Here is an 18,299-nt window from a genome sequence, read left to right on the forward strand (position 1 = left end):
CGGAGCCGGCACGACGACCTGCGCCGCGAGCACCGCCCGCCCGCGCACGGCGACCGTCCCCAGCCGCCGTCCACAGCCGAGCGGTTTTATCCACAGGCCCGTCCCGACGCGCTGACCCGGGAGGAGCTCGGTGTGGCCGACGACGGCTGGTACGCCGCCGAGACCGCGGCCACTTCCACCCCCGAACCAGCTCGGTGGCGCTCAGAAGGCGCGGAAGGCCCCGACGCTGGGTCCACCCAGGGTGAGGCGTCTTCCGGGGCGCAGGAGGGCACTGAGGGCGTTTCCGGCCCCGATCTCGCCCGGGCCGTGCTCGACGCCGCCCTCGCACGGCGCCGGGAGAACGCCGCCCGTAAGCCCCGGCGCGGCACGACCGGCGCCAAGGGCGAGAAACGGCTCCGCGGTTACTCCGGGTCCGGGCCCGACCCGCGGGACCCCGCACTCTTCGGTGACGTGCTCCAGCGGCTCATGAAAGCGCGGGGCTGGGAGCGCCCGAAAGCGGAGGCCACCGTCTTCGGCGCCTGGGAGAAGGTGGTCGGCCCGGAGATCGCCTCGCACAGCCGCCCGGTCAAGCTCGACGGCGGTGTGCTGACCGTCGAGGCCGAGTCGACGGCCTGGGCGACGCAGCTGCGCCTGCTCGCGGCCACTCTGCTGCGCAACATCGCCGGCGAGGTCGGCCACAACGTGGTCACCAAGCTCAACATCCACGGACCGGCCGCGCCGTCCTGGAGCAAGGGCCCCCGCCGCGTGCAAGGCAGGGGCCCCCGGGACACGTACGGCTGAACAAGGTTTTTTCAGTAGTCGGCGAAGACCGCGAAGCCGCGCTCGGCGCAGCGGCGGTAGAAGCCGGCCAGAATCGCCAGTTCGGAGCGGGCGAAGCTCCAGTGCGGCGCGTTGCCCGCCTCGTCGCGCAGGGCGGCCAGGCGCTGATCGAGCCAGCGCAGCTGCTGCTCGGCCAGCCGTCCGGCCGAGACCGCGTTGCGCATCACCTCGGCCACGCTGTCGAAGGTGACGAGGTCGCCGTACTTCTCGTGACCCTCGACGAACCGCTCCAGACCGCCGGCGATCCACGCGCAGCCGTCGGGGTCGATGACCGGGTCCTCGTCCTCGGCGGCGGCCTCGGTGGCGTACAGCACGCCGTTGAGACCGAGAAGCAGATCGACCAGCTCGGTGTACGCCGTGGCGCGCACCGTGCCGGTCTTGGCGATGTGCAGTGCCAGCGCTCCCGTGGGCGCGGCGATCTCGGGGGCGTCGGCGATCGCCCCGAAGTCGACGAACTCGGCGGGAGCTACCGGGTCGTAGTACTGGTTGGTCCGCGGCCAATGCACCGCGACGTTCTCCAGCCCCTTGTCGTGCGCCATTGGGGGCCCCATCCCTCCTAGACCATTCGCGGCCGTCCGGCCAAGCACCGGCCCGCGCGGGGAGGTTACGACACAAACCCTCGCCGCTGGGAGGCAGTGTGGCAGCGCGCGGCGGCGGGGGCCGGAAGGCGCGCCCCGGACAGCGGCGCCCGGATCACTTGCCGTTGCCGCCGGGTGCCGGTTCCGTGTAGGGGAGGACTTAGGAGGCGCCCCAAATCCGGCTACGGCAATCTGAGGCACCCGGAAGGGGTGCCGGACCCTCGCCAACTCGATTCAGCGGAGTAGAATCGACGGAGACCGGGAAAACATGTGTGGAAGGCTCGCGGACGGCCGATCAAGGCTGGCCGCTGTCACGCTACGCGGTTTTTCCAGCCGATCACGATCCGCGGGCCTGCCGCGGCGACCGGCGAGCATGGTTCCACCGGTGGTCCGCTTCTCCCCGCGGGTTGTCATCTGTGGCTCACCCTGCCCGTCGCCGCCCGCCGCGCGCCCGCCCTCCCCGTGTGGGACCTCACGGTCCCATCGCGAGAAAGTGGCCGAGGGTGACAGAGAACAACCAGGAATACGGTGCCGGTCAGATCACCGTTCTCGAGGGCCTCGAGGCGGTCCGCAAGCGCCCGGGCATGTACATCGGTTCCACCGGCGAGCGCGGTCTGCACCACCTGGTGTGGGAGGTTGTCGACAACGCGGTCGACGAGGCGATGGCCGGTTACTGCGACACGGTCGACGTGGTCCTGCTGGCCGACGGCGGCGTCTCGGTCACCGACAACGGCCGTGGTTTCCCGGTCGACCTGCACCCGAAGCTGAAGAAGCCCGGCGTCGAGGTCGCGCTGACGATCCTGCACGCCGGCGGCAAGTTCGAGGGCACCGCCTACAAGGTGTCCGGCGGTCTGCACGGCGTCGGCGTCTCGGTCGTGAACGCGCTCTCCACCAAGATGCACGTCGAGATCCACAAGGACGGCTTCGTCTGGCGGCAGGACTACACCGCGTCCAAGCCGAGCCCGCTGGAGAAGGGCGAGGCGACCTCGACCCACGGCTCGACCGTGCAGTTCTGGCCCGACCCGACGATCTTCGAGACGACCGAGTACGACTTCCAGACGATCTACCGTCGTCTCCAGGAGTACGCGTTCCTCAACAAGGCGCTCACGATCAACTTCACCGACGAGCGCACGGTCGACGACGACGGCAATCACCGCAAGGTCACCTTCATGTACGCGGACGGCATCTCCGACTTCGTCCGTCACCTCAACGCCACGAAGACCCCGATCCACAAGTCGGTCATCGACTTCAGCGCCGAGTCGGCCGAGGAGGGCATGGCCGTCGAGGTCGCCATGCAGTGGAACGAGTCGTACGGCGAGTCGGTCTACACCTTCGCCAACTCGATCAACACGCACGAGGGCGGCACGCACGAGGAGGGCTTCCGGGCGGCGCTGACCGGCCTCGTCAACCGGTACGGGGCCGAGAAGAAGTTCCTCAAGGCGGACGAGAAGCTTTCCGGCGAGGACATCCGCGAGGGCCTGGCCGCCATCATCTCGGTCAAGCTGCAGAACCCGCAGTTCGAGGGCCAGACCAAGACCAAGCTCGGCAACACCGACATGAAGAGCTTCGTCCAGCGTGTCGCCAACGAGCAGCTGGCCGACTGGTTCGACCGCAACCCGACCGACGCCAAGATCATCATCACCAAGGCGTCGCAGGCGGCGCGCGCCCGCATCGCCGCTCAGCAGGCCCGCAAGCTGGCCCGGCGCAAGTCGCTGCTGGAGTCCGGCTCGATGCCGGGCAAGCTGGCCGACTGTCAGTCGACCGACCCGCGCGAGTCCGAGCTGTTCATCGTCGAGGGCGACTCGGCCGGCGGCTCGGCCAAGCAGGGCCGCAACAGCCGTATCCAGGCCATCCTGCCGATCCGCGGCAAGATCCTGAACGTGGAGAAGGCCCGTATCGACCGGGTGCTGAAGAACAACGAGGTCCAGGCGCTGATCACCGCCATGGGCACCGGTATCCACGACGACTTCGACATCGCCAAGCTGCGCTACCACAAGATCGTGCTGATGGCCGACGCCGACGTCGACGGCCAGCACATCCAGACGCTGCTGCTCACCCTGCTGTTCCGCTTCATGCGGCCGCTGGTCGAGATGGGCCACGTCTACCTGGCCGCGCCGCCGCTGTACAAGATCAAGTGGAACAAGCGCGGCGACGACGCCCAGTACGCCTACTCCGACCGGGAGCGGGACGGCCTGATCGCGCTGCGCCAGCAGAAGAAGCCGAACGCCAAGCCGGACGACATCCAGCGGTTCAAGGGTCTCGGCGAGATGAACTTCCACGAGCTGTGGGACACGACCATGGACCCGGCGACGCGCACGCTGCGTCAGGTCACGCTCGACGACGCCGCGGTGGCCGACGAGCTGTTCAGCGTCCTGATGGGCGAGGACGTGGAGGCGCGGCGCTCGTTCATCCAGCGCAACGCCAAGGACGTGCGGTTCCTGGACATCTAGGTTGCCGAGTATCCACAGCGTCTCCCCACTTTCCACAACGTTATCCACAGCGATACGTGGGCGTTTGCCGTATATGTCTGGTTTCACCTTGAGTAAGGGTTAACAGTGACTGACACTCCCGAACCCCCCGGCGGCGACGAAGCCACGGAGCCGACCGGTGGCGTGACCCAGCGCGTCGAGCCCGTCGGCCTCGAGGTCGAGATGCAGCGCTCGTACCTCGACTACGCGATGAGCGTCATCGTCGGCCGAGCGCTGCCCGACGTCCGCGACGGCCTCAAGCCGGTACACCGCAAGATCCTCTACGCGATGTACGACTCCGGCTTCCGGCCCGACCGTGGGTACGTCAAGTGCGCGCGCGTCGTCGGCGACGTCATGGGCAACTACCACCCGCACGGCGACTCGTCGATCTACGACGCCCTGGTCCGGATGGGTCAGCCGTGGTCGCTGCGCTACCCGCTGATCGACGGCAACGGCAACTTCGGCTCGCCGGGCAACGACCCGCCGGCCGCCATGCGGTACACCGAGTCGAAGCTGTCGCCGCTGGCGATGGAGATGCTGCGTGACATCGACGAGGACACCGTCGACATGCAGGACAACTACGACGGGCGTACCCAGGAACCGACGATCCTGCCCGCGCGGTTCCCCAACCTGCTCGTCAACGGCTCCGAGGGCATCGCCGTCGGCATGGCGACCAAGATCCCGCCGCACAACCTGCGCGAGATCGCCGGCGCCGTGCAGTGGCAGCTCGACAACCCCGCGTCCGACGAGGCCACCGCGCTCGAGGCGATGCTCGAGATCGTCAAGGGTCCCGACTTCCCGACCCACGGCCTGATCGTCGGCCAGCAGGCCATTCAGGACGCCTACCGCACCGGTCGCGGCTCGATCCGGATGCGCGCGGTGGTCGAGGTCGAGGAGGACCCGCGCGGCCGGCCCTGCCTCGTCGTCACCGAACTGCCGTACCAGGTCAACCCGGACAACCTCGCCGAGCGGGTCGCCGAGCTGGTCAAGGAGGGCAAGCTCACCGGCATCGCGGACATCCGGGACGAGTCCTCCGGCCGTACGGGCATGCGCCTGATCCTGGTCCTCAAGCGCGACGCGGTCGCCAAGGTCGTGCTGAACAACCTCTACAAGCACACCCAGCTCCAGGAGACCTTCGGCGCGAACATGCTCGCCCTGGTCGACGGCGTGCCGCGCACGCTGAACCTGGCGCAGTTCATCCGCTACTACGTCGACCACCAGATCGAGGTCATCCGCCGGCGGACCGCGTTCCGCCTGCGCAAGGCCGAGGAGCGCGCGCACATCCTGCGCGGTCTGGTCAAGGCGCTCGACATGCTCGACGAGGTCATCGCCCTGATCCGGCGCTCGCCGACCGTCGAGGACTCCCGGCAGGGCCTCATGCAGTTGCTCGACGTCGACGAGGTGCAGGCCACCGCGATCCTCGACATGCAGCTGCGCCGCCTGGCCGCCCTCGAGCGCCAGCGCATCATCGACGAGCTCGGCAAGATCGAGATCGAGATCGCCGACCTCAAGGACATCCTCGCCAAGCCGGAGCGGCAGCGGGCCATCGTCTCCGACGAGCTCGGCGAGATCGTGCAGAAGTTCGGCGACGAGCGGCGCACGCAGATCATCCCGTTCGACGGTGAGGTCTCCATGGAGGATCTCATCGCGCGCGAGGACGTTGTGGTGACCATCACACGTACCGGTTACGCGAAGCGGACAAAGGTCGATCTGTACCGGTCGCAGAAGCGCGGTGGCAAGGGCGTCAGCGGCGCTACGCTGCGGCAGGACGACATCGTGTCGCACTTCTTCGTCATCTCGACGCACGACTGGATGCTGTTCTTCACCAACAAGGGCCGGGTCTACCGGGCCAAGGCGTACGAGCTGCCCGAGGCGGCCCGCGTGGCGAAGGGCCAGCACGTCGCCAACCTGCTTGCTTTCCAGCCCGACGAGCACATCGCGCAGGTCATCCAGATCCCGAATTACCAGGTCGCGCCCTACCTTGTGCTCGCCACTAAGAATGGCCTCGTGAAGAAGACCCGGCTCGAGGAATTTGACTCCAACCGCAGCGGTGGCATCATCGCCATCAACCTGCGGGAGGACGACGAGTTGGTGGGCGCGGCCCTGGCGGCATCGGAGAACGATCTGCTGCTGGTCTCCAAGAAGGCTCAGGCCATCCGGTTCAACGCCACCGACGAGGCGTTGCGCCCGATGGGCCGGGCCACCTCCGGCGTGATCGGGATGCGGTTCAGCGACAACGACGAGCTCCTCGCCATGGAAGTCGTGCGCGAGGGCATGGATGTGTTGGTCGCCACCAACGGTGGGTATGCGAAGCGCACGCCGATCGAGGAGTATCCCGTGCAGGGCCGAGGCGGCAAGGGCGTCCTCACCGCGAAGATCACGGAGCGCCGTGGTGGACTGGTGGGCGCCCTCGTGATCAGCCCGGAGGATGAACTATTTGCCATCACCAGCAATGGTGGTGTCATCCGGACTCCCGTGAAGCCTGTACGGCGCACGAGGGATCGGAACACAATGGGGGTCAAGCTGATGGACCTCCCAGAAGGTGTAACCATCGTGGCGCTTGCTCGCAATGCCGACGAGCCTGACGAACAGGACTAGTTGATGCCGGAGACACAGGCGAAGTCGGGGGCCACGGGGAGCTCAGCGACTCCGGACGAAGCGGCCAAGAAGGACGCCGCCAAGAACGGACGCGAGTCAGCCGCGGCTCGAACGGCGGCCCCCGCCGAAGCCCCGTCCCCGCCGAAGTTCACCCGGGCGCCGGGCATGGCCCCGCCCCCCGGTGAGCCCAACGCCGAAAGTGACGACACGAAACGCCCTGGCGGCATCGTGAAGGGCTCGGCCACTGTGCCGACAGTCACCAAGGGCAAGGGCGCTGCCCCCGGCAGCACCTCGGGGCGCGTCAGCGTGCCCGGTGCCGCCAAGCCAGGCGGCGCCACCGGCCCGCAGCAGCGCCCCGGTAGCGCCGCGGCGGCGCCGGCGCCCGGGCAGACCACCTCCGGCAAGGCCCGCCCGGCCGGCCCGCAGCAGCAGCCTCAGGGCGGCAACGCGGTCGGCGCGGCCCGGGTCACCGAGACGGTCCGCTCGGCCCGCGCCACGGTCACCTCGGCGGCCGCCCGCGGCCCTCGCCGTGCCCGGCTCAACCTCAAGCGGATCGACCCCTGGTCCGTGATGAAGTTCTCGTTCGCCGTCTCCGTCGTGCTCTTCATCGTCGTGGTGGTCGCCACATCGGTGCTGTACCTGGCCCTCGACGCCATGGGCGTCTGGGGCGAGGTGAACACGAGCCTGAAGGAGCTCGTCTCCGCCAGCGGCGGCGACGACGCCTCCGCCAGCGGCGGCTTCCAGATCACCGCCTGGGGCGTCATCGGCACGTCGATGCTGATCGGAGCCGTGAACGTCGTCCTGTTCACGGCCCTGGCCACCCTCGGCGCCTTCATCTACAACGTCTGCGCCGACCTGGTCGGCGGCGTAGAGCTGACCCTCGCCGAGAGGGACTGACGTAACCACGGAGGGTTTGGGGGCCACCCCCGTTTTGGCGGCCCCCACCCCCGTGCGGTAACCTTCGGTGTCGCTTCTGAGGGGCTATAGCTCAGTCGGTTAGAGCGCAGAGCTGATAACTCTGAGGTCGCTGGTTCGATTCCAGCTAGCCCCACGCGCGACAGGCGTCCTGTGTCCGCAGAAAGCGCGGACGCAGGTCGCTTGTCATATCTGCCTGGGGGGCGACCCCCCAGACCCCCACGTTACGGTGGGCGCGGTGAGTGCGTCGCTTGCGCTTTCTCAGTGGGGCTCAACTAGGGGGTTAGTGATGCTGAAGAAGCTCCTGATCGTGGCCGGGCTTGTGGGTGCGGCGGCTCTGGTGTTCAAGAAGGTCAAGGCGTCTAGCGATGAGCGGGCGCTGTGGCACGAGGCGACTACCACTCCTGATCTTCGGTAGAAGTCGGTAGCGTGGTCTAGGGGGCCCTAGCTCAACTGGCAGAGCACCGCCTTTGCAAGGCGGGGGTTAGGGGTTCAAGTCCCCTGGGCTCCACCAAACAGATATCGCAGGGCACAAGCTGGGGAACGACCCGGGTTGTGCCCTTTTGCTTTGTACGGGGCGGCGCTGTGGAACAGCGCCGCCCCGTCCTCATGTCAGGAGCCGATGGTGCACAGGTCGTCGATGGCCTGGCCGTCAGCGGTGATGCGCTGCATGGCGGCGTTGTCGGGGGCCTTGCCGGCCTTGGCGTCGGCCATGAGCTTGGTGTAGTCGTCGGCCAGGGTCTTCATGGCTTTACGGACGTCGTCGTTCTTGGCCTTGTCAGCGGCCGCGTTCAGTTCGGCGATCGCGGTGTCCAGCGTGGCCGGGGTGGCGTTCGCGTCGAGCTTGAAGATGGCGGCCTTACCGGCGGTGCAACCGGGGTCGATGACCGTCGACTTCGACAGCGAATAGATCACTGCGCCGGCCGAGGCCATGACGACGACCGACAGCACGACGCCGGTGATGGCCAGGCCACGTCCGCGCTTCTTGGTGGCGCCGGTCTGGAAAATGGCGATCAGGCTCAGGATGAAACCGACGAACGGCACAAAGATCGCCAGGATCACGCCGGCGATGGCGAGGCCGCTGAATCCCCGCGGCGGCGCGGCGGGCGCCGGCGCGGCTGGGTAGGACGGGGCGAAACCGGGCTGAGCGGGCTGCGGGGCAGGGGGTTGCGTCACTGCGACGGTCCTATCAGAAGATCAACATACTTGAGCGCACGCATGCTACGGGCAAAAGCGGGAGCTCGGGGGCAGAGCCCGCGGGGCCTTTCGTGATCTACTACCAGCCGTGCGCCGACGGAACCTCCTGGGACTAGCAGCCTTAGGGCTTCTGGCCGCGTGCAACAAGCACGATCCGAAACCGTCGGCGGCCGCCATCAGGCGGCAGGCCACGGCGGCCGACTACGCCTGGTTCGATGGGGTCACCGATCTCGACAAGGGCTACTGCTTCGTCTGGGTGGCCAACACCGGAACCGGGCAGGCGCTGGAGCGGCTCAAGGCCACGGAGCTGGAACGGGTCGCCTGGCAGCAGCTCGTGGGGGCCGGCGACGGTCAGCGGGTCAGCGGCGGCAAGTACTTCTTCGGCGTCGCCGGCATCGGCACCACGTCCCTGATCGTCGAGGACAACGGGACTCTCGGGCTGGCCGACCAGCTGCTCTCCGAGCTCTCCGTGGGCACGACAGTGGTCTGCGACTACCACGACCCCCGGGGGCGCAGCCGCTTCCTGGTCATGGCCGATCGGGTCGTCGAGCTGGAGTTCGATCCCACGGCGGACGGCCGGCGCCTGGGTACCCGGGCGGCGGAGCTGGCTTCGGTGATCAACGCGGTCGGCTTCACCGCGAAAAACCCGAAGACCTCGCAGGCGGCCGCTTTCGCGCTGGCGGAGCGGCTCACCGGCGTACCCCTGACCCTGGACCTTTTGAAGGAACGGACGTACCTGTTCAGCTCGACCCCGCGGTGAAAGAGTCGCGGTGAAAGAGTCATTGGCCGTTCGGTTGTTGCAGTCCCGGTTGCGGCGGGCCAATATCCACGTGTGACGATGCGCACACCGGAGTTCCTTTCGATCGGCGAGGCCGCGGTTCTCATGCGGTTTCCACGGTGGCGCGTGCTTGATCTGTGTGCGCGGGGCTTTCTTCCGTACGTCAATGTCGGTCCGCAGCGCCGGGTGCGCCGGTCCGATGTGGAGGCTCTGATTCACCCTGTGCTGACTCGGGAACAGACCGAGCAGCTGTGGTTGCATCGGGCGATCGCCGCGAAGCTGGCCGCCCATCCGCCGGCCGTCCTGGCGGCGGCGGCGATCAATCTGCGGCGGTTGCGGCAGCTGCACCCCGAGGGCGCGGAATGGACGTGGCTCGATCGCTGGGAGGCGCTGCTGGACGGTGGCGTGGCCGCGGTCATAGACGTGTTGACCTCTCCGGCGGAGCATGCGGTGAAGCTGCGCAGCACGTCGCCGTTCGCCGGCGTGCTGTCCGAGGCGGAGCGGCGGGCGGTGCTGTGGGCACTCGCCGAAAGCCGTCGTGACCAGGCAAGACCGATGCGCCTGGAAACGTTGGAGCGGGTCATGCGCGCAGTGTGAGTCGTCGATCACAAACTGCATCAGGACCTTATGTATCTCGCGGATCCGGGCAGATAGTGGAGATCGTCTGCACCCCCGGGGAGGTACCGATGCCGACGACCATTCCTTCTCTGAACACCGCCACGCGGCTCAAGGATCTGCTCGAATCGCTGTTACAGGCGCCGATGCCCGTACGGCTGCGAGCCTGGGACGGCTCCGAGGCCGGCCCCACCGACGCCCCGGTGCTGGTGATCCGCAACAAGCGGGCGCTGCGCCGGATCATCTGGCAGCCGAACGAGCTCGGGCTGGCCCGGGCGTACGTCTCGGGCGAGATCGACCTCGAGGGCGACCTGTACGAGGCGCTGACGCGGCTGGCCGCCCTGATCTGGCGCGCCCCCGATCTGCGGGACATCCCGATCCGCTCGGTCTTCGGCGACCTGGTGCGCCTCGGCCTGCTCGGCACCCAGCCGAAGCCGCCGGCGGAGGAGATGGTCGTCTCCGGCAACCGGCACAGCAAGCGGCGGGACCGGCAGGCGATCAGCCACCATTACGACGTCGGCAACGACTTCTACCGGATCGTGCTCGGGCCGAGCATGGTCTACTCCTGCGCCTACTGGACGTCCGACGAGCCGGGTTACGGGCTGGCCGACGCGCAGCGCGACAAGCTCGACCTGATCTGCCGCAAACTCGGCCTCGAGCCTGGCATGCGCCTGCTCGACGTCGGATGCGGCTGGGGCAGCCTGGCCATCCACGCCGCCCGCGAGTACGGCGTCCGGGTCCTCGGCATCACGCTCTCGACCGAGCAGGCCGAGTACGCCCGTAAGCAGGTCGCCGAGGCCGGCCTGACCGACCAGGTCGAGATCCGGGTGCAGGACTACCGCGACCTCGACGACGGGCCGTTCGACGCGATCTCCAGCGTCGGCATGGCCGAGCACGTCGGCACCGGGCCGTACAGGGAGTACGCGCAGATCCTCTACGGCCAGCTGAAGCCCGGCGGCCGCTTGCTCAACCACCAGATCTCCCGGTTGCGCCTGGCCGAGAAGCAGCCGCATCAGCAGCGTTCCTTCATCGACGCGTACGTCTTCCCGGACGGCGAGCTGGCGCCCATCGGCACCACGACCACGCTGCTGGAAGAAGCCGGTTTCGAGGTACGCGACGTGCACGCGCTCCGGGAGCACTACGGCCGCACCCTGCGGGCGTGGGTGGCGAACCTGGAGTCCGACTGGGCCGAGGCCATGGAGCTGACCAGTCCCGGTCGCGCCCGGGTGTGGCGGCTCTACATGGCGGCCTCGGCGCTCGCCTTCGAACAGGCACGAATCGGTGTGAACCAGGTCCTCGCGGTCAAGGAGCACCGGGACGGTACGAGCGATATGCCCGCTACCCGCAGTTCCTATTCGGTGTGATCGATCCCGTTACCGTCCACCAGTCCATTTCGGTCGGTGACGGTTCGACTACGTAGGAACGAATCCGGACGTTATCCACAGGTTTTTGCTCTGGTCGTGCGTGAACCCTCGGCATCCGGCTAGCCTGCGATCGTGGACGAACGAAAACGGGCCGCCGCCGTGATCGTGCGGGATGGGCGCGTGCTGATGGTGCACGAGCGCAGCCGGCGATCCGGTGGCGGCGAGTGGTGGACCCTGCCCGGCGGCGGTCTGGAGCCGGGCGAGACCGCCGAGCAGGCCGTCCGGCGGGAGGTGTTCGAGGAGACCGGCCTGGTGGTCGGCGAGGCCCGGCACATCCTCGAGATGCCGTACCCGTCGGGCATGACCTCGGTCTTCTCGGTGACCGTGGCCGACGGCGAGCCCCGGGTGGGCGCCGACGACGGCATCGGGCCGGAGCCGCTGGGGCTCGACTGGCTGCCCGCGCCGGAGCTGCCGATCGAGACGCACGGCGGGGTTCCGGTCCCGCCGATGATCGTCGTGCTGCCGGCGGCGTAAGAGCTATCGGGCCGCCCCGGCCCGATCGGGGGTGCGGCCGGAGGCCCGGGTTGAGGCCCGGTCTGGGGCGCCGTCCGGGGTGCGGTCGGGGGCGGACGCGGCGGCGGTGTGGTTCGAGGTCGCGGTCTGAAGGCGAGCGGCGGCGTGCACCATCCGGGTGACCGGAGCCGGCGTGGAGGATGGCGCCGCGGCGGCGGCCATCGCGGGACCCTGGGCCGGCCGGTTCCGCGCGGCGCGGCGGCGCTGAGTGACGAAGAAGGCGCAGGCGGCGCCGTAGGCGGCCGCCAGTCCCAGCCCCACGTACTGCTCGGCGCCGGTCTGCACGATGGCCATCATCAGGGCCAGCTCGGCCCACAGGCCGAGCAGCACCGCGTTCACCGTGTCGGACCGGCTCCAGCGGGCCGGAAACCCTCGGCGGGCCTGCCGCTTGATCTCCACGGCGAGCGAATGGGTCAGCCCGGCGGTCAGGACGATGAGCAGGAACGTGGCGAAGACGGAGTGGGTGCCCCCGCCGGAGGCGGCCGCTATCGCGGTACCGCCGGCCAGCAGAGCCAGGCCGCTGACGGTACCTACACGAGAGCTACGACGTTCCTCCACAGCCTCTGTAAGTCGGCACGATCGGTCCCGGCCTGAGGACTAGTTCACCCCGGGGTGGGAGGACTACCAGGCGAGCGGAGTATTGAGCGAGGATGGCGGACGTGATGGGAAGCCTGAAGCTCGAACCCGCCCAGTCCCGCCCCGATCTGCTGGCCGCGCCGGTCTCCAAGGCTCTGGCCGTCTGGCCCGAGGACGCGCCGGTCGACGCCGACCAGGTGCTGGTGGCCCCGATCGACCCCGAGCTGGCCGACACGGCGGCGTTCTGCGAGGCGTACGACGTGGGTCTGGACGTCTCGGCCAACTGTGTGATCGTCGCGGGTCGCCGCGGTGAGGTGACCCGCTACGCGGCCTGCATCGTCCTGGCCACCACCCGGGCCGACGTGAACGGCGTCGTCCGCCGCTACCTGGACGCGCGCAAGGCGAGCTTCGCCCCGATGGACGACGCGGTCCGCCTGACCGGGATGGAGTACGGCGGGATCACCCCGATCGGCCTGCCCGCGGACTGGCCGATCCTGGTCGACGCCCGGGTCGCGGCCGCGCCGCACGTGATCGTCGGATCGGGTGTCCGGCACAGCAAGATCGCTATCGCCGGACCGGCCCTCGGTGCCCTGCCGGGCGCCGAGGTGATCCCCGACCTGGCGAAGCCGATCGACTAACGTCAATGCCGTTTCACGTGGAACATCATCGACCGGCGTCGACGGCCTCGCGGCGGGCGATCTCCTCCAGGGCGGTCAGGATCGTGGCCGAGTCCTGGGCGCCCTGGATGGCGTACTTGCCGTCCACCACGAAGAACGGAACGCTGGAGATGCCGAGCTCGCGCGCCTCGGTCAGGTCGGTCTCGACCGCGCTCGTGCCGGCGTCGGTGTCGAGGTAGGCGGCCGCCGCCGTCTCGTCGAGGCCGATCGAGCCGGCCACACCGGCCAGCGCCTTGCGGGAGCCGACGTCGATGCCCTCGGCGAAGTGCGCCCGCTGAAGCGCGTCCAGCATCTCGGCCTGGCGGCCCTGGTTCGCGGCCCACGCGATCAGCCGGTGGCTGTCGAACGTGTTGGCCGCGACGGCCCGGTCGTAGTCGATCGTGATGCCCTCGCCGTCGGCGATCGAGGTCACGTGCCCGAGCATCTGGTCGACCCGCTCGGCGCCGCCGAACTTGGCCGTCATGGCTTGCTTGATAGGCAGTGGCTCCGGCACCGGGGCCGGGTCGAGCTGGAACGCGCGGTAGGTGACCGTGACGTCGCCCGGGTACTCCGCCAGGGCCTTGTCGAGGCGGTGCCGGCCGAGGTAGCACCAGGGGCAGACGACGTCGGACCAGACCTGAATATCCACGAGACGGAACCCTAACGTGCCGCGACCTGGGCGGCGATCTGCCGCTTGAGCCGGGCCAGAATCGCCGAGCCGCCACGGATGCGCAGCGGGCTGATCGCCTGGGCCAGGCCCATTCGCGCGTAGAGGTCGTCGGGGACGGCGAGGATCTCGGCGGTCGTCGCGCCGGCCAGGCCCTCGGCCAGGATGCCGGCGAAGGCCCGCGTGGTCGGCGCCTCGGGCGGGCAGTCGAACCAGGTGACCACGGTGTCGTCCGGCTGCACCGTGGCTTTGAGGAAGAACTGGGTCTGGCACTCGGGCACCTGCTCCATGCCGTCGTGCCCGGCCAGGTCGGCCGGGAGCGGCGGCATGGAGTCGGCGAACTCGAGCAACATCTCGAGCACCACGTCACGCGGCGCCGAGGCGAACTCGTCGACGATCTCGGCGAGTCTTACTGGCATGTCGGTCACAAAGTGACCCTACTCAGGCCGGACTCAGGCCGGCGCGGACGTCGGCAGGAGTGCCACATCGCTGAGGCTGATGATGCCGACCACCTTGCGGTCGGCGTCGCAGACCAGCAGCCGGCGGACGCCGCGCTCACGCATCGCCTGCACGGCCTCGTCCACGGTGGCCGACTGCTCCACCATGATGAGCTCGTGCGAGGTGACGTCGCCGAGCGACGTCGTCTTGACCGGCAGGTTCTCGGCGATGGCCCGCACCACGATGTCGCGGTCGGTGACCAGGCCGACCATCGTCGGCCCGCGGGTCACCACGACGTCGCCGATGGCGCGATCGCGCATCACCTGGGCCGCCTCGTCCAGCATGGTCGCCTCTGGCAGGTAGACCACCTGTCGGGTCATGACATCAGCGACCGATGGTCTCGCCATGCGCACACCTCCCATGTTGTGAATGGAGTTACCCGAGTGCCGACGTGATTACACGCGGTATGTCCGTGATCGGCACCTCTTCGCGGGCGCCTGTGCGGCGATCGCGAAATTCGGCGAATCCCTCGGCCAGTCGCCGGCCCACCACGACGGACCGGGCGACCCCGATGAGCTCGGCGTCGGTGAACTTCACGCCGGGTGACACGTTCGGCCGGTCGTCGACGAGAACCCGCAGTCCCGCGTCCCGCAGCGCGGCGCCGAGCGACAGCGCCGCCTGAATCTGGCCGTCCTTGCCGGCGGCCACGATGTGCACGTCGGCCGGAGCCACCTCGTCCGGCCACAGCAGTCCCCGCTCGTCGTGGTGCTGCTCGGCGATGGCGGCGACCGCGCGGGACACCCCGATGCCGTACGAGCCCATGGTCGGCCGCACCGGCTTGCCGTCCGCCCCCAGCACGTCCACCTTGAACGCCTCGGTGTAGCGGCGGCCGAGCTGGAAGATGTGCGCGATCTCGATGCCCCGGCGGATGGTGAGGGCGCCGTCCGCGCAGGCCGGGCAGGGATCGCCGGCGCGCACCTCGGCCGCCTCGATCGTGTCGTCGACGGTGAAGTCGCGGCCGGCGACCACGTTCACGGCGTGGCGGCCGGGCTCGTTGGCCCCGGTCAGCCAGGCCGTGCCCGGGGCCACCCGTGGGTCGGCCCGGTAGCGCACCTTGATGCCCTGCGGGCCGATGTAGCCCTTGACCAGGTCGGGCCGGGAGTCGAAGTCGTCGAAGAGGGTGGCGGTGGCCGGCGCCAGCGCGGCGTCGAGCCGCTTCAGGTCGACCTCACGGTCGCCGGGCACGCCGATCACCAGCAGCTCGTCCTCCGCGCCGGGGCGGTGCACGGTGACCACCACGTTCTTCAGCGTGTCGGCGGCCGTCCAGTCGGTGCGCCCGCCGAGGGCGCGGGCGTTGGCCAGGTCGACGAGCGAGGCGATCGTCGGTGTGCCGGGGGTGTCGTGCACGGAGAGGTGTTCGAGCTCACGAGCCGAAGGCGCCGGCGCGGGTGTGATGACCGCCTCGGTGTTCGCCGCGTACGAGCATGAGGTGCAGCCGACGTACGTGTCCTCACCCACCTCACTCTCGGCCAGGAACTCCTCGGAGGCGGAGCCGCCCATGGCGCCCGACACGGCCGAGACGATCGTGTGCTCGAGCCCGAGGCGGGCGAACGCGCGCTGGTAGGCCGCGCGCACCTCGCCGTAGGCCGACGTCAGCTCCTGGTCGGTGAGCGAGAACGAGTACGCGTCCTTCATCAGGAACTCGCGGCCGCGCAGCAGGCCGGCCCGGGAACGGGCCTCGTCGCGGTACTTCGTCTGGATCTGGAACAGCAGCAGCGGGAAGTCGCGGTAGGAGCTGGTCATGTCCTGCACGAGCAGGGTGAACATCTCCTCGTGGGTGGGCGCGAGCAGGTAATCGGCGCCGCGCCGGTCCTTGAGCGTGAAGATGTCGTCGCCGTACTCGGTCCAGCGGTTGGTCGCCTCGTAGGGCTCGCGCGGCAGCAGCGCCGGGAACGACACCTCCTGCGCGCCGATCGCCTCCATCTCGTCCCGGACGATCGCGGCGACCCGGTCGAGCACGAGCTTGCCGAGCGGCAGCCACGTATATCCACCCGGGGCGGCGCGGCGGATGTACCCGGCGCGCAGCAGCAGCCGATGACTCGGCACCTCAGCCTCGGCCGGCTCCTCACGAAGGGTGCGAAGCAGCAAGGTGGACATTCGCAGAAGCATGCGGAGCAGCGTAGATACCCTGCCGGGGGTGAGGCCACCGCTTTACTCCGTGTCGCCATCGTCACGCTACCGACGGCCTTGCTTCGGTGGAAACGTGTTCCCCACGAGCAAAAGTGAAAGCACGTTAAGGGGGGCCGCCGGATGGCCTGGAAAAGCTTCGTGGCAATGGGGGACAGCTTCACCGAGGGGCTGAACGACGCTTACCCGGACGGTAGTTTCCGGGGCTGGGCCGACCTGGTGGCCGCCCGCATGGCCGTCGACGCGGGACCCGACTTCGGATACGCGAACCTGGCGATCCGCGGCAAGCTGCTCGGCCAGATCGTCGACGAGCAGCTGGAGCCGGCGCTGGCCATGCGGCCGGGCCTGGTCAGCTTCGCGGCCGGCGGCAACGACTCGCTGCGGCCCCGCGTCGACCCGTACGCGCTGGTCGAGCGGATGGAATCGGTCGTTTCCCGGGTACGGGCCACGGGTGCCGACATGATCCTGTTCCGCTTCGCCGACGTCACGGTCAACCTGCCCGCGATGCTCGGGCGCCGGGCCGCGGTGCTCAACGACGGGGCCCGGGCGCTGGGGGAGAAGTACGGCGCGTACGTCGTCGACCTGTTCGCCGACGACGCCTTCCGCCACCCGCACATGTGGGCGCCCGACCGGCTGCACCTCTCGCCCGCCGGTCACCGCCGTGTCGCCGGCCACGTGCTGAACGCGCTCGGCGTCGGCTGCGACGACCAGTGGATGCTGGTGCCGCCGAACCCGGAGCCCACCCCGTGGCTGCTCGCCCGCGGCGCCGACCTGCGGTGGGCCCGGGAACACCTGGCACCCTGGGTCAGCCGGCATCTGCGTGGCCACTCGTCGGGCGAACACGTCGTGGCCAAGCGCCCGCAACTGGCCCCCGTGACGGGCGACATCGCGGCCTAGCGAAGGACTAGCGTGGCAACCATGTCCGTTGCGAACGATCCGGCGCCGGCGCTTCAGGCGTACGCCCATCCCGACAAGCTCGTCACCACCGAGTGGCTCGCCGCCAACCTCGACACCCCGGGCCTGGTGGTGGTCGAGTCGGACGAGGACGTGCTTCTCTACGACACCGGCCACATCCCGGGCGCCGTCAAGGTCGACTGGCATCTGGAGCTCAACGACCAGCTCACCCGCGACTACCTCGACCCGGCCGCGTTCGCCGCGCTGCTGTCGGCCAAGGGCATCGGCCGCGACGACACGATCGTCTTCTACGGCGACAACTTCAACTGGTGGGCCGCGTACGCCCTGTGGGTCTTCGAGCTCTTCGGCCACCGCGACGTCCGCCTGCTCGACGGCGGCCGCCAGAAGTGGGCGGCCGAGGGCCGCCCGCTGACCCGCGACCGCACCGAGCGGCCGGCCGCCGACTACCCGGTGCCGGTCCGCAACGACGCCGAGATCCGCGCCTTCCGCGACCAGGTCATGGCCCACATCAGCAGCGGCCGCCCGCTGGTCGACGTGCGCTCCCCGCAGGAGTACACGGGCGAGCTGACCCACATGGAGGCCTACCCGCAGGAGGGCGCGCTGCGCGGCGGGCACATCCCCGGCGCGGTCAGCAAGCCGTGGAAATCTGCGGCCAACGAGGACGGCACCTTCAAGCCGGCCGACGAGCTGACCAAGATCTACAGTGACGAGCTCGGGCTCGACTCGAGCGACGACATCATCGCGTACTGCCGGATCGGTGAGCGGTCGAGCCACACCTGGTTCGTGCTGCACCACCTGCTCGGCTACCCGCAGGTCCGCAACTACGACGGCTCGTGGACCGAGTGGGGCAACCTCGTGCGGGCACCCATCGCGAAGGGCACGGAGCCCGGCGGCCTGAGCTAGCCGGCGACGAACGGGGCGGCGTCGAAAACCGCCCCGTTCTTGTCGGTGGGTG

The 18,299-nt window shown here is 69.2% G+C and carries 19 protein-coding genes and 2 tRNA genes; 14 read left to right on the top strand and 7 right to left on the bottom strand.

The features are described from left to right. Window positions 1–306 precede the first annotated feature (306 nt). Entirely contained in the window at window positions 307–780 is a 474-nt protein-coding gene (locus AB0C26_RS17720; protein WP_360248313.1) for a DciA family protein, read from the top strand. 11 nt (window positions 781–791) lie between these two features. Here the strand turns inward: AB0C26_RS17720 and AB0C26_RS17725 are convergent, their stop codons facing one another. Then, complete coding sequence (locus AB0C26_RS17725) at window positions 792–1,358, bottom strand: hypothetical protein (protein WP_360247960.1); 567 nt, start codon at window positions 1,356–1,358, stop codon at window positions 792–794. A 542-nt stretch (window positions 1,359–1,900) separates the two neighbouring features. On the opposite strand from AB0C26_RS17725, the gene gyrB reads away from it, so the two are divergent. The 6 genes from gyrB to AB0C26_RS17755 all read left to right on the top strand — a co-directional run bounded on the left by gyrB (window position 1,901) and on the right by AB0C26_RS17755 (window position 7,892). Continuing rightward, window positions 1,901–3,847 carry a DNA topoisomerase (ATP-hydrolyzing) subunit B gene (gene gyrB / locus AB0C26_RS17730; RefSeq protein WP_360247962.1) on the top strand — a complete coding sequence of 649 codons (1,947 nt, stop codon included), beginning with the start codon at window positions 1,901–1,903 and terminating at the stop codon, window positions 3,845–3,847. A gap of 201 nt (window positions 3,848–4,048) precedes the next feature. After that, a complete protein-coding gene (gene gyrA, locus AB0C26_RS17735; RefSeq protein ID WP_360248315.1) occupies window positions 4,049–6,463 on the top strand; it encodes a DNA gyrase subunit A in 2,415 nt (804 codons plus the stop codon). A gap of 3 nt (window positions 6,464–6,466) precedes the next feature. Further along, on the top strand, window positions 6,467–7,360 hold the full coding sequence (locus AB0C26_RS17740) for a DUF3566 domain-containing protein (RefSeq protein ID WP_360247964.1): 894 nt from the start codon (window positions 6,467–6,469) through the stop codon (window positions 7,358–7,360). A gap of 80 nt (window positions 7,361–7,440) precedes the next feature. Next, window positions 7,441–7,514: transfer RNA gene (locus AB0C26_RS17745), tRNA-Ile, on the top strand. 153 nt (window positions 7,515–7,667) lie between these two features. After that, on the top strand, window positions 7,668–7,796 hold the full coding sequence (locus tag AB0C26_RS17750; protein WP_360247966.1) for a DLW-39 family protein: 129 nt from the start codon (window positions 7,668–7,670) through the stop codon (window positions 7,794–7,796). A gap of 20 nt (window positions 7,797–7,816) precedes the next feature. Beyond that, window positions 7,817–7,892, top strand: a tRNA-Ala gene (locus AB0C26_RS17755). 98 nt (window positions 7,893–7,990) lie between these two features. Here AB0C26_RS17755 and AB0C26_RS17760 read toward each other — a convergent pair. Then, a complete protein-coding gene (locus AB0C26_RS17760) occupies window positions 7,991–8,554 on the bottom strand; it encodes a DUF4190 domain-containing protein (RefSeq protein ID WP_360247968.1) in 564 nt (187 codons plus the stop codon). A 109-nt stretch (window positions 8,555–8,663) separates the two neighbouring features. Here AB0C26_RS17760 and AB0C26_RS17765 point away from each other — a divergent pair, with 109 nt between their 5' ends. The 4 genes from AB0C26_RS17765 to AB0C26_RS17780 all read left to right on the top strand — a co-directional run bounded on the left by AB0C26_RS17765 (window position 8,664) and on the right by AB0C26_RS17780 (window position 11,866). Further along, entirely contained in the window at window positions 8,664–9,335 is a 672-nt protein-coding gene (locus tag AB0C26_RS17765) for a DUF6461 domain-containing protein (protein ID WP_360247970.1), read from the top strand. Between the two features lie 78 nt (window positions 9,336–9,413). Beyond that, window positions 9,414–9,950, top strand: a complete 537-nt coding sequence (locus AB0C26_RS17770) for a helix-turn-helix domain-containing protein (protein ID WP_360248317.1) — start codon at window positions 9,414–9,416, stop codon at window positions 9,948–9,950. 89 nt (window positions 9,951–10,039) lie between these two features. Continuing rightward, window positions 10,040–11,332 (top strand): cyclopropane-fatty-acyl-phospholipid synthase family protein, encoded by a 1,293-nt coding sequence (locus tag AB0C26_RS17775; RefSeq protein ID WP_360247972.1) that lies wholly within the window; start codon window positions 10,040–10,042, stop codon window positions 11,330–11,332. Window positions 11,333–11,464: 132 nt separating this feature from the next. Further along, window positions 11,465–11,866, top strand: coding sequence for an NUDIX domain-containing protein (locus AB0C26_RS17780; protein WP_360247974.1), 402 nt, complete (start codon window positions 11,465–11,467; stop codon window positions 11,864–11,866). 3 nt (window positions 11,867–11,869) lie between these two features. Here AB0C26_RS17780 and AB0C26_RS17785 read toward each other — a convergent pair whose 3' ends face one another. Further along, entirely contained in the window at window positions 11,870–12,463 is a 594-nt protein-coding gene (locus AB0C26_RS17785; RefSeq protein WP_360247976.1) for a hypothetical protein, read from the bottom strand. 104 nt (window positions 12,464–12,567) lie between these two features. Between AB0C26_RS17785 and AB0C26_RS17790 the strand changes: the two genes are divergently transcribed. After that, complete coding sequence (locus tag AB0C26_RS17790; protein WP_360248319.1) at window positions 12,568–13,119, top strand: YbaK/EbsC family protein; 552 nt, start codon at window positions 12,568–12,570, stop codon at window positions 13,117–13,119. 25 nt (window positions 13,120–13,144) lie between these two features. On the opposite strand, the gene AB0C26_RS17795 is transcribed toward AB0C26_RS17790, so the two are convergent. Genes AB0C26_RS17795 through AB0C26_RS17810 form a run of 4 tightly spaced genes read right to left on the bottom strand, consistent with a single transcriptional unit; the run spans window position 13,145 to window position 16,411 of the window. Beyond that, complete coding sequence (locus AB0C26_RS17795; protein WP_360247978.1) at window positions 13,145–13,786, bottom strand: DsbA family oxidoreductase; 642 nt, start codon at window positions 13,784–13,786, stop codon at window positions 13,145–13,147. 11 nt (window positions 13,787–13,797) lie between these two features. Continuing rightward, window positions 13,798–14,232, bottom strand: a complete 435-nt coding sequence (locus tag AB0C26_RS17800; RefSeq protein WP_360247980.1) for a SufE family protein — start codon at window positions 14,230–14,232, stop codon at window positions 13,798–13,800. Between the two features lie 24 nt (window positions 14,233–14,256). Beyond that, entirely contained in the window at window positions 14,257–14,649 is a 393-nt protein-coding gene (locus tag AB0C26_RS17805; RefSeq protein ID WP_360247982.1) for a CBS domain-containing protein, read from the bottom strand. A gap of 28 nt (window positions 14,650–14,677) precedes the next feature. Then, on the bottom strand, window positions 14,678–16,411 hold the full coding sequence (locus AB0C26_RS17810) for a proline--tRNA ligase (protein ID WP_360247984.1): 1,734 nt from the start codon (window positions 16,409–16,411) through the stop codon (window positions 14,678–14,680). 141 nt (window positions 16,412–16,552) lie between these two features. On the opposite strand from AB0C26_RS17810, the gene AB0C26_RS17815 reads away from it, so the two are divergent. Beyond that, complete coding sequence (locus AB0C26_RS17815; protein ID WP_360247986.1) at window positions 16,553–17,326, top strand: SGNH/GDSL hydrolase family protein; 774 nt, start codon at window positions 16,553–16,555, stop codon at window positions 17,324–17,326. A 21-nt stretch (window positions 17,327–17,347) separates the two neighbouring features. Beyond that, the gene (locus AB0C26_RS17820; RefSeq protein WP_360247988.1) at window positions 17,348–18,247 is read left to right on the top strand and encodes a sulfurtransferase; all 900 of its coding nucleotides are present in this window, start codon (window positions 17,348–17,350) and stop codon (window positions 18,245–18,247) included. Window positions 18,248–18,299: the final 52 nt, after the last annotated feature.

The organism is Actinoplanes sp. NPDC048796 (genome assembly GCF_040650035.1).
GTDB lineage: Bacteria > Actinomycetota > Actinomycetes > Mycobacteriales > Micromonosporaceae > Actinoplanes.

Coding starts and splice junctions, on each gene's coding strand:
- AB0C26_RS17725 (WP_360247960.1), bottom strand. CDS start 1,358: ATGGCGCACGACAAGGGGCTGGAGAACGTCGCGGTGCATTGGCCGCGG.
- gyrA (WP_360248315.1), top strand. CDS start 4,049: ATGCAGCGCTCGTACCTCGACTACGCGATGAGCGTCATCGTCGGCCGA.
- AB0C26_RS17740 (WP_360247964.1), top strand. CDS start 6,467: ATGCCGGAGACACAGGCGAAGTCGGGGGCCACGGGGAGCTCAGCGACT.
- AB0C26_RS17750 (WP_360247966.1), top strand. CDS start 7,668: ATGCTGAAGAAGCTCCTGATCGTGGCCGGGCTTGTGGGTGCGGCGGCT.
- AB0C26_RS17770 (WP_360248317.1), top strand. CDS start 9,414: ATGCGCACACCGGAGTTCCTTTCGATCGGCGAGGCCGCGGTTCTCATG.
- AB0C26_RS17775 (WP_360247972.1), top strand. CDS start 10,040: ATGCCGACGACCATTCCTTCTCTGAACACCGCCACGCGGCTCAAGGAT.
- AB0C26_RS17790 (WP_360248319.1), top strand. CDS start 12,568: ATGGGAAGCCTGAAGCTCGAACCCGCCCAGTCCCGCCCCGATCTGCTG.
- AB0C26_RS17805 (WP_360247982.1), bottom strand. CDS start 14,649: ATGGCGAGACCATCGGTCGCTGATGTCATGACCCGACAGGTGGTCTAC.
- AB0C26_RS17810 (WP_360247984.1), bottom strand. CDS start 16,411: ATGCTTCTGCGAATGTCCACCTTGCTGCTTCGCACCCTTCGTGAGGAG.
- AB0C26_RS17815 (WP_360247986.1), top strand. CDS start 16,553: ATGGCCTGGAAAAGCTTCGTGGCAATGGGGGACAGCTTCACCGAGGGG.
- AB0C26_RS17820 (WP_360247988.1), top strand. CDS start 17,348: ATGTCCGTTGCGAACGATCCGGCGCCGGCGCTTCAGGCGTACGCCCAT.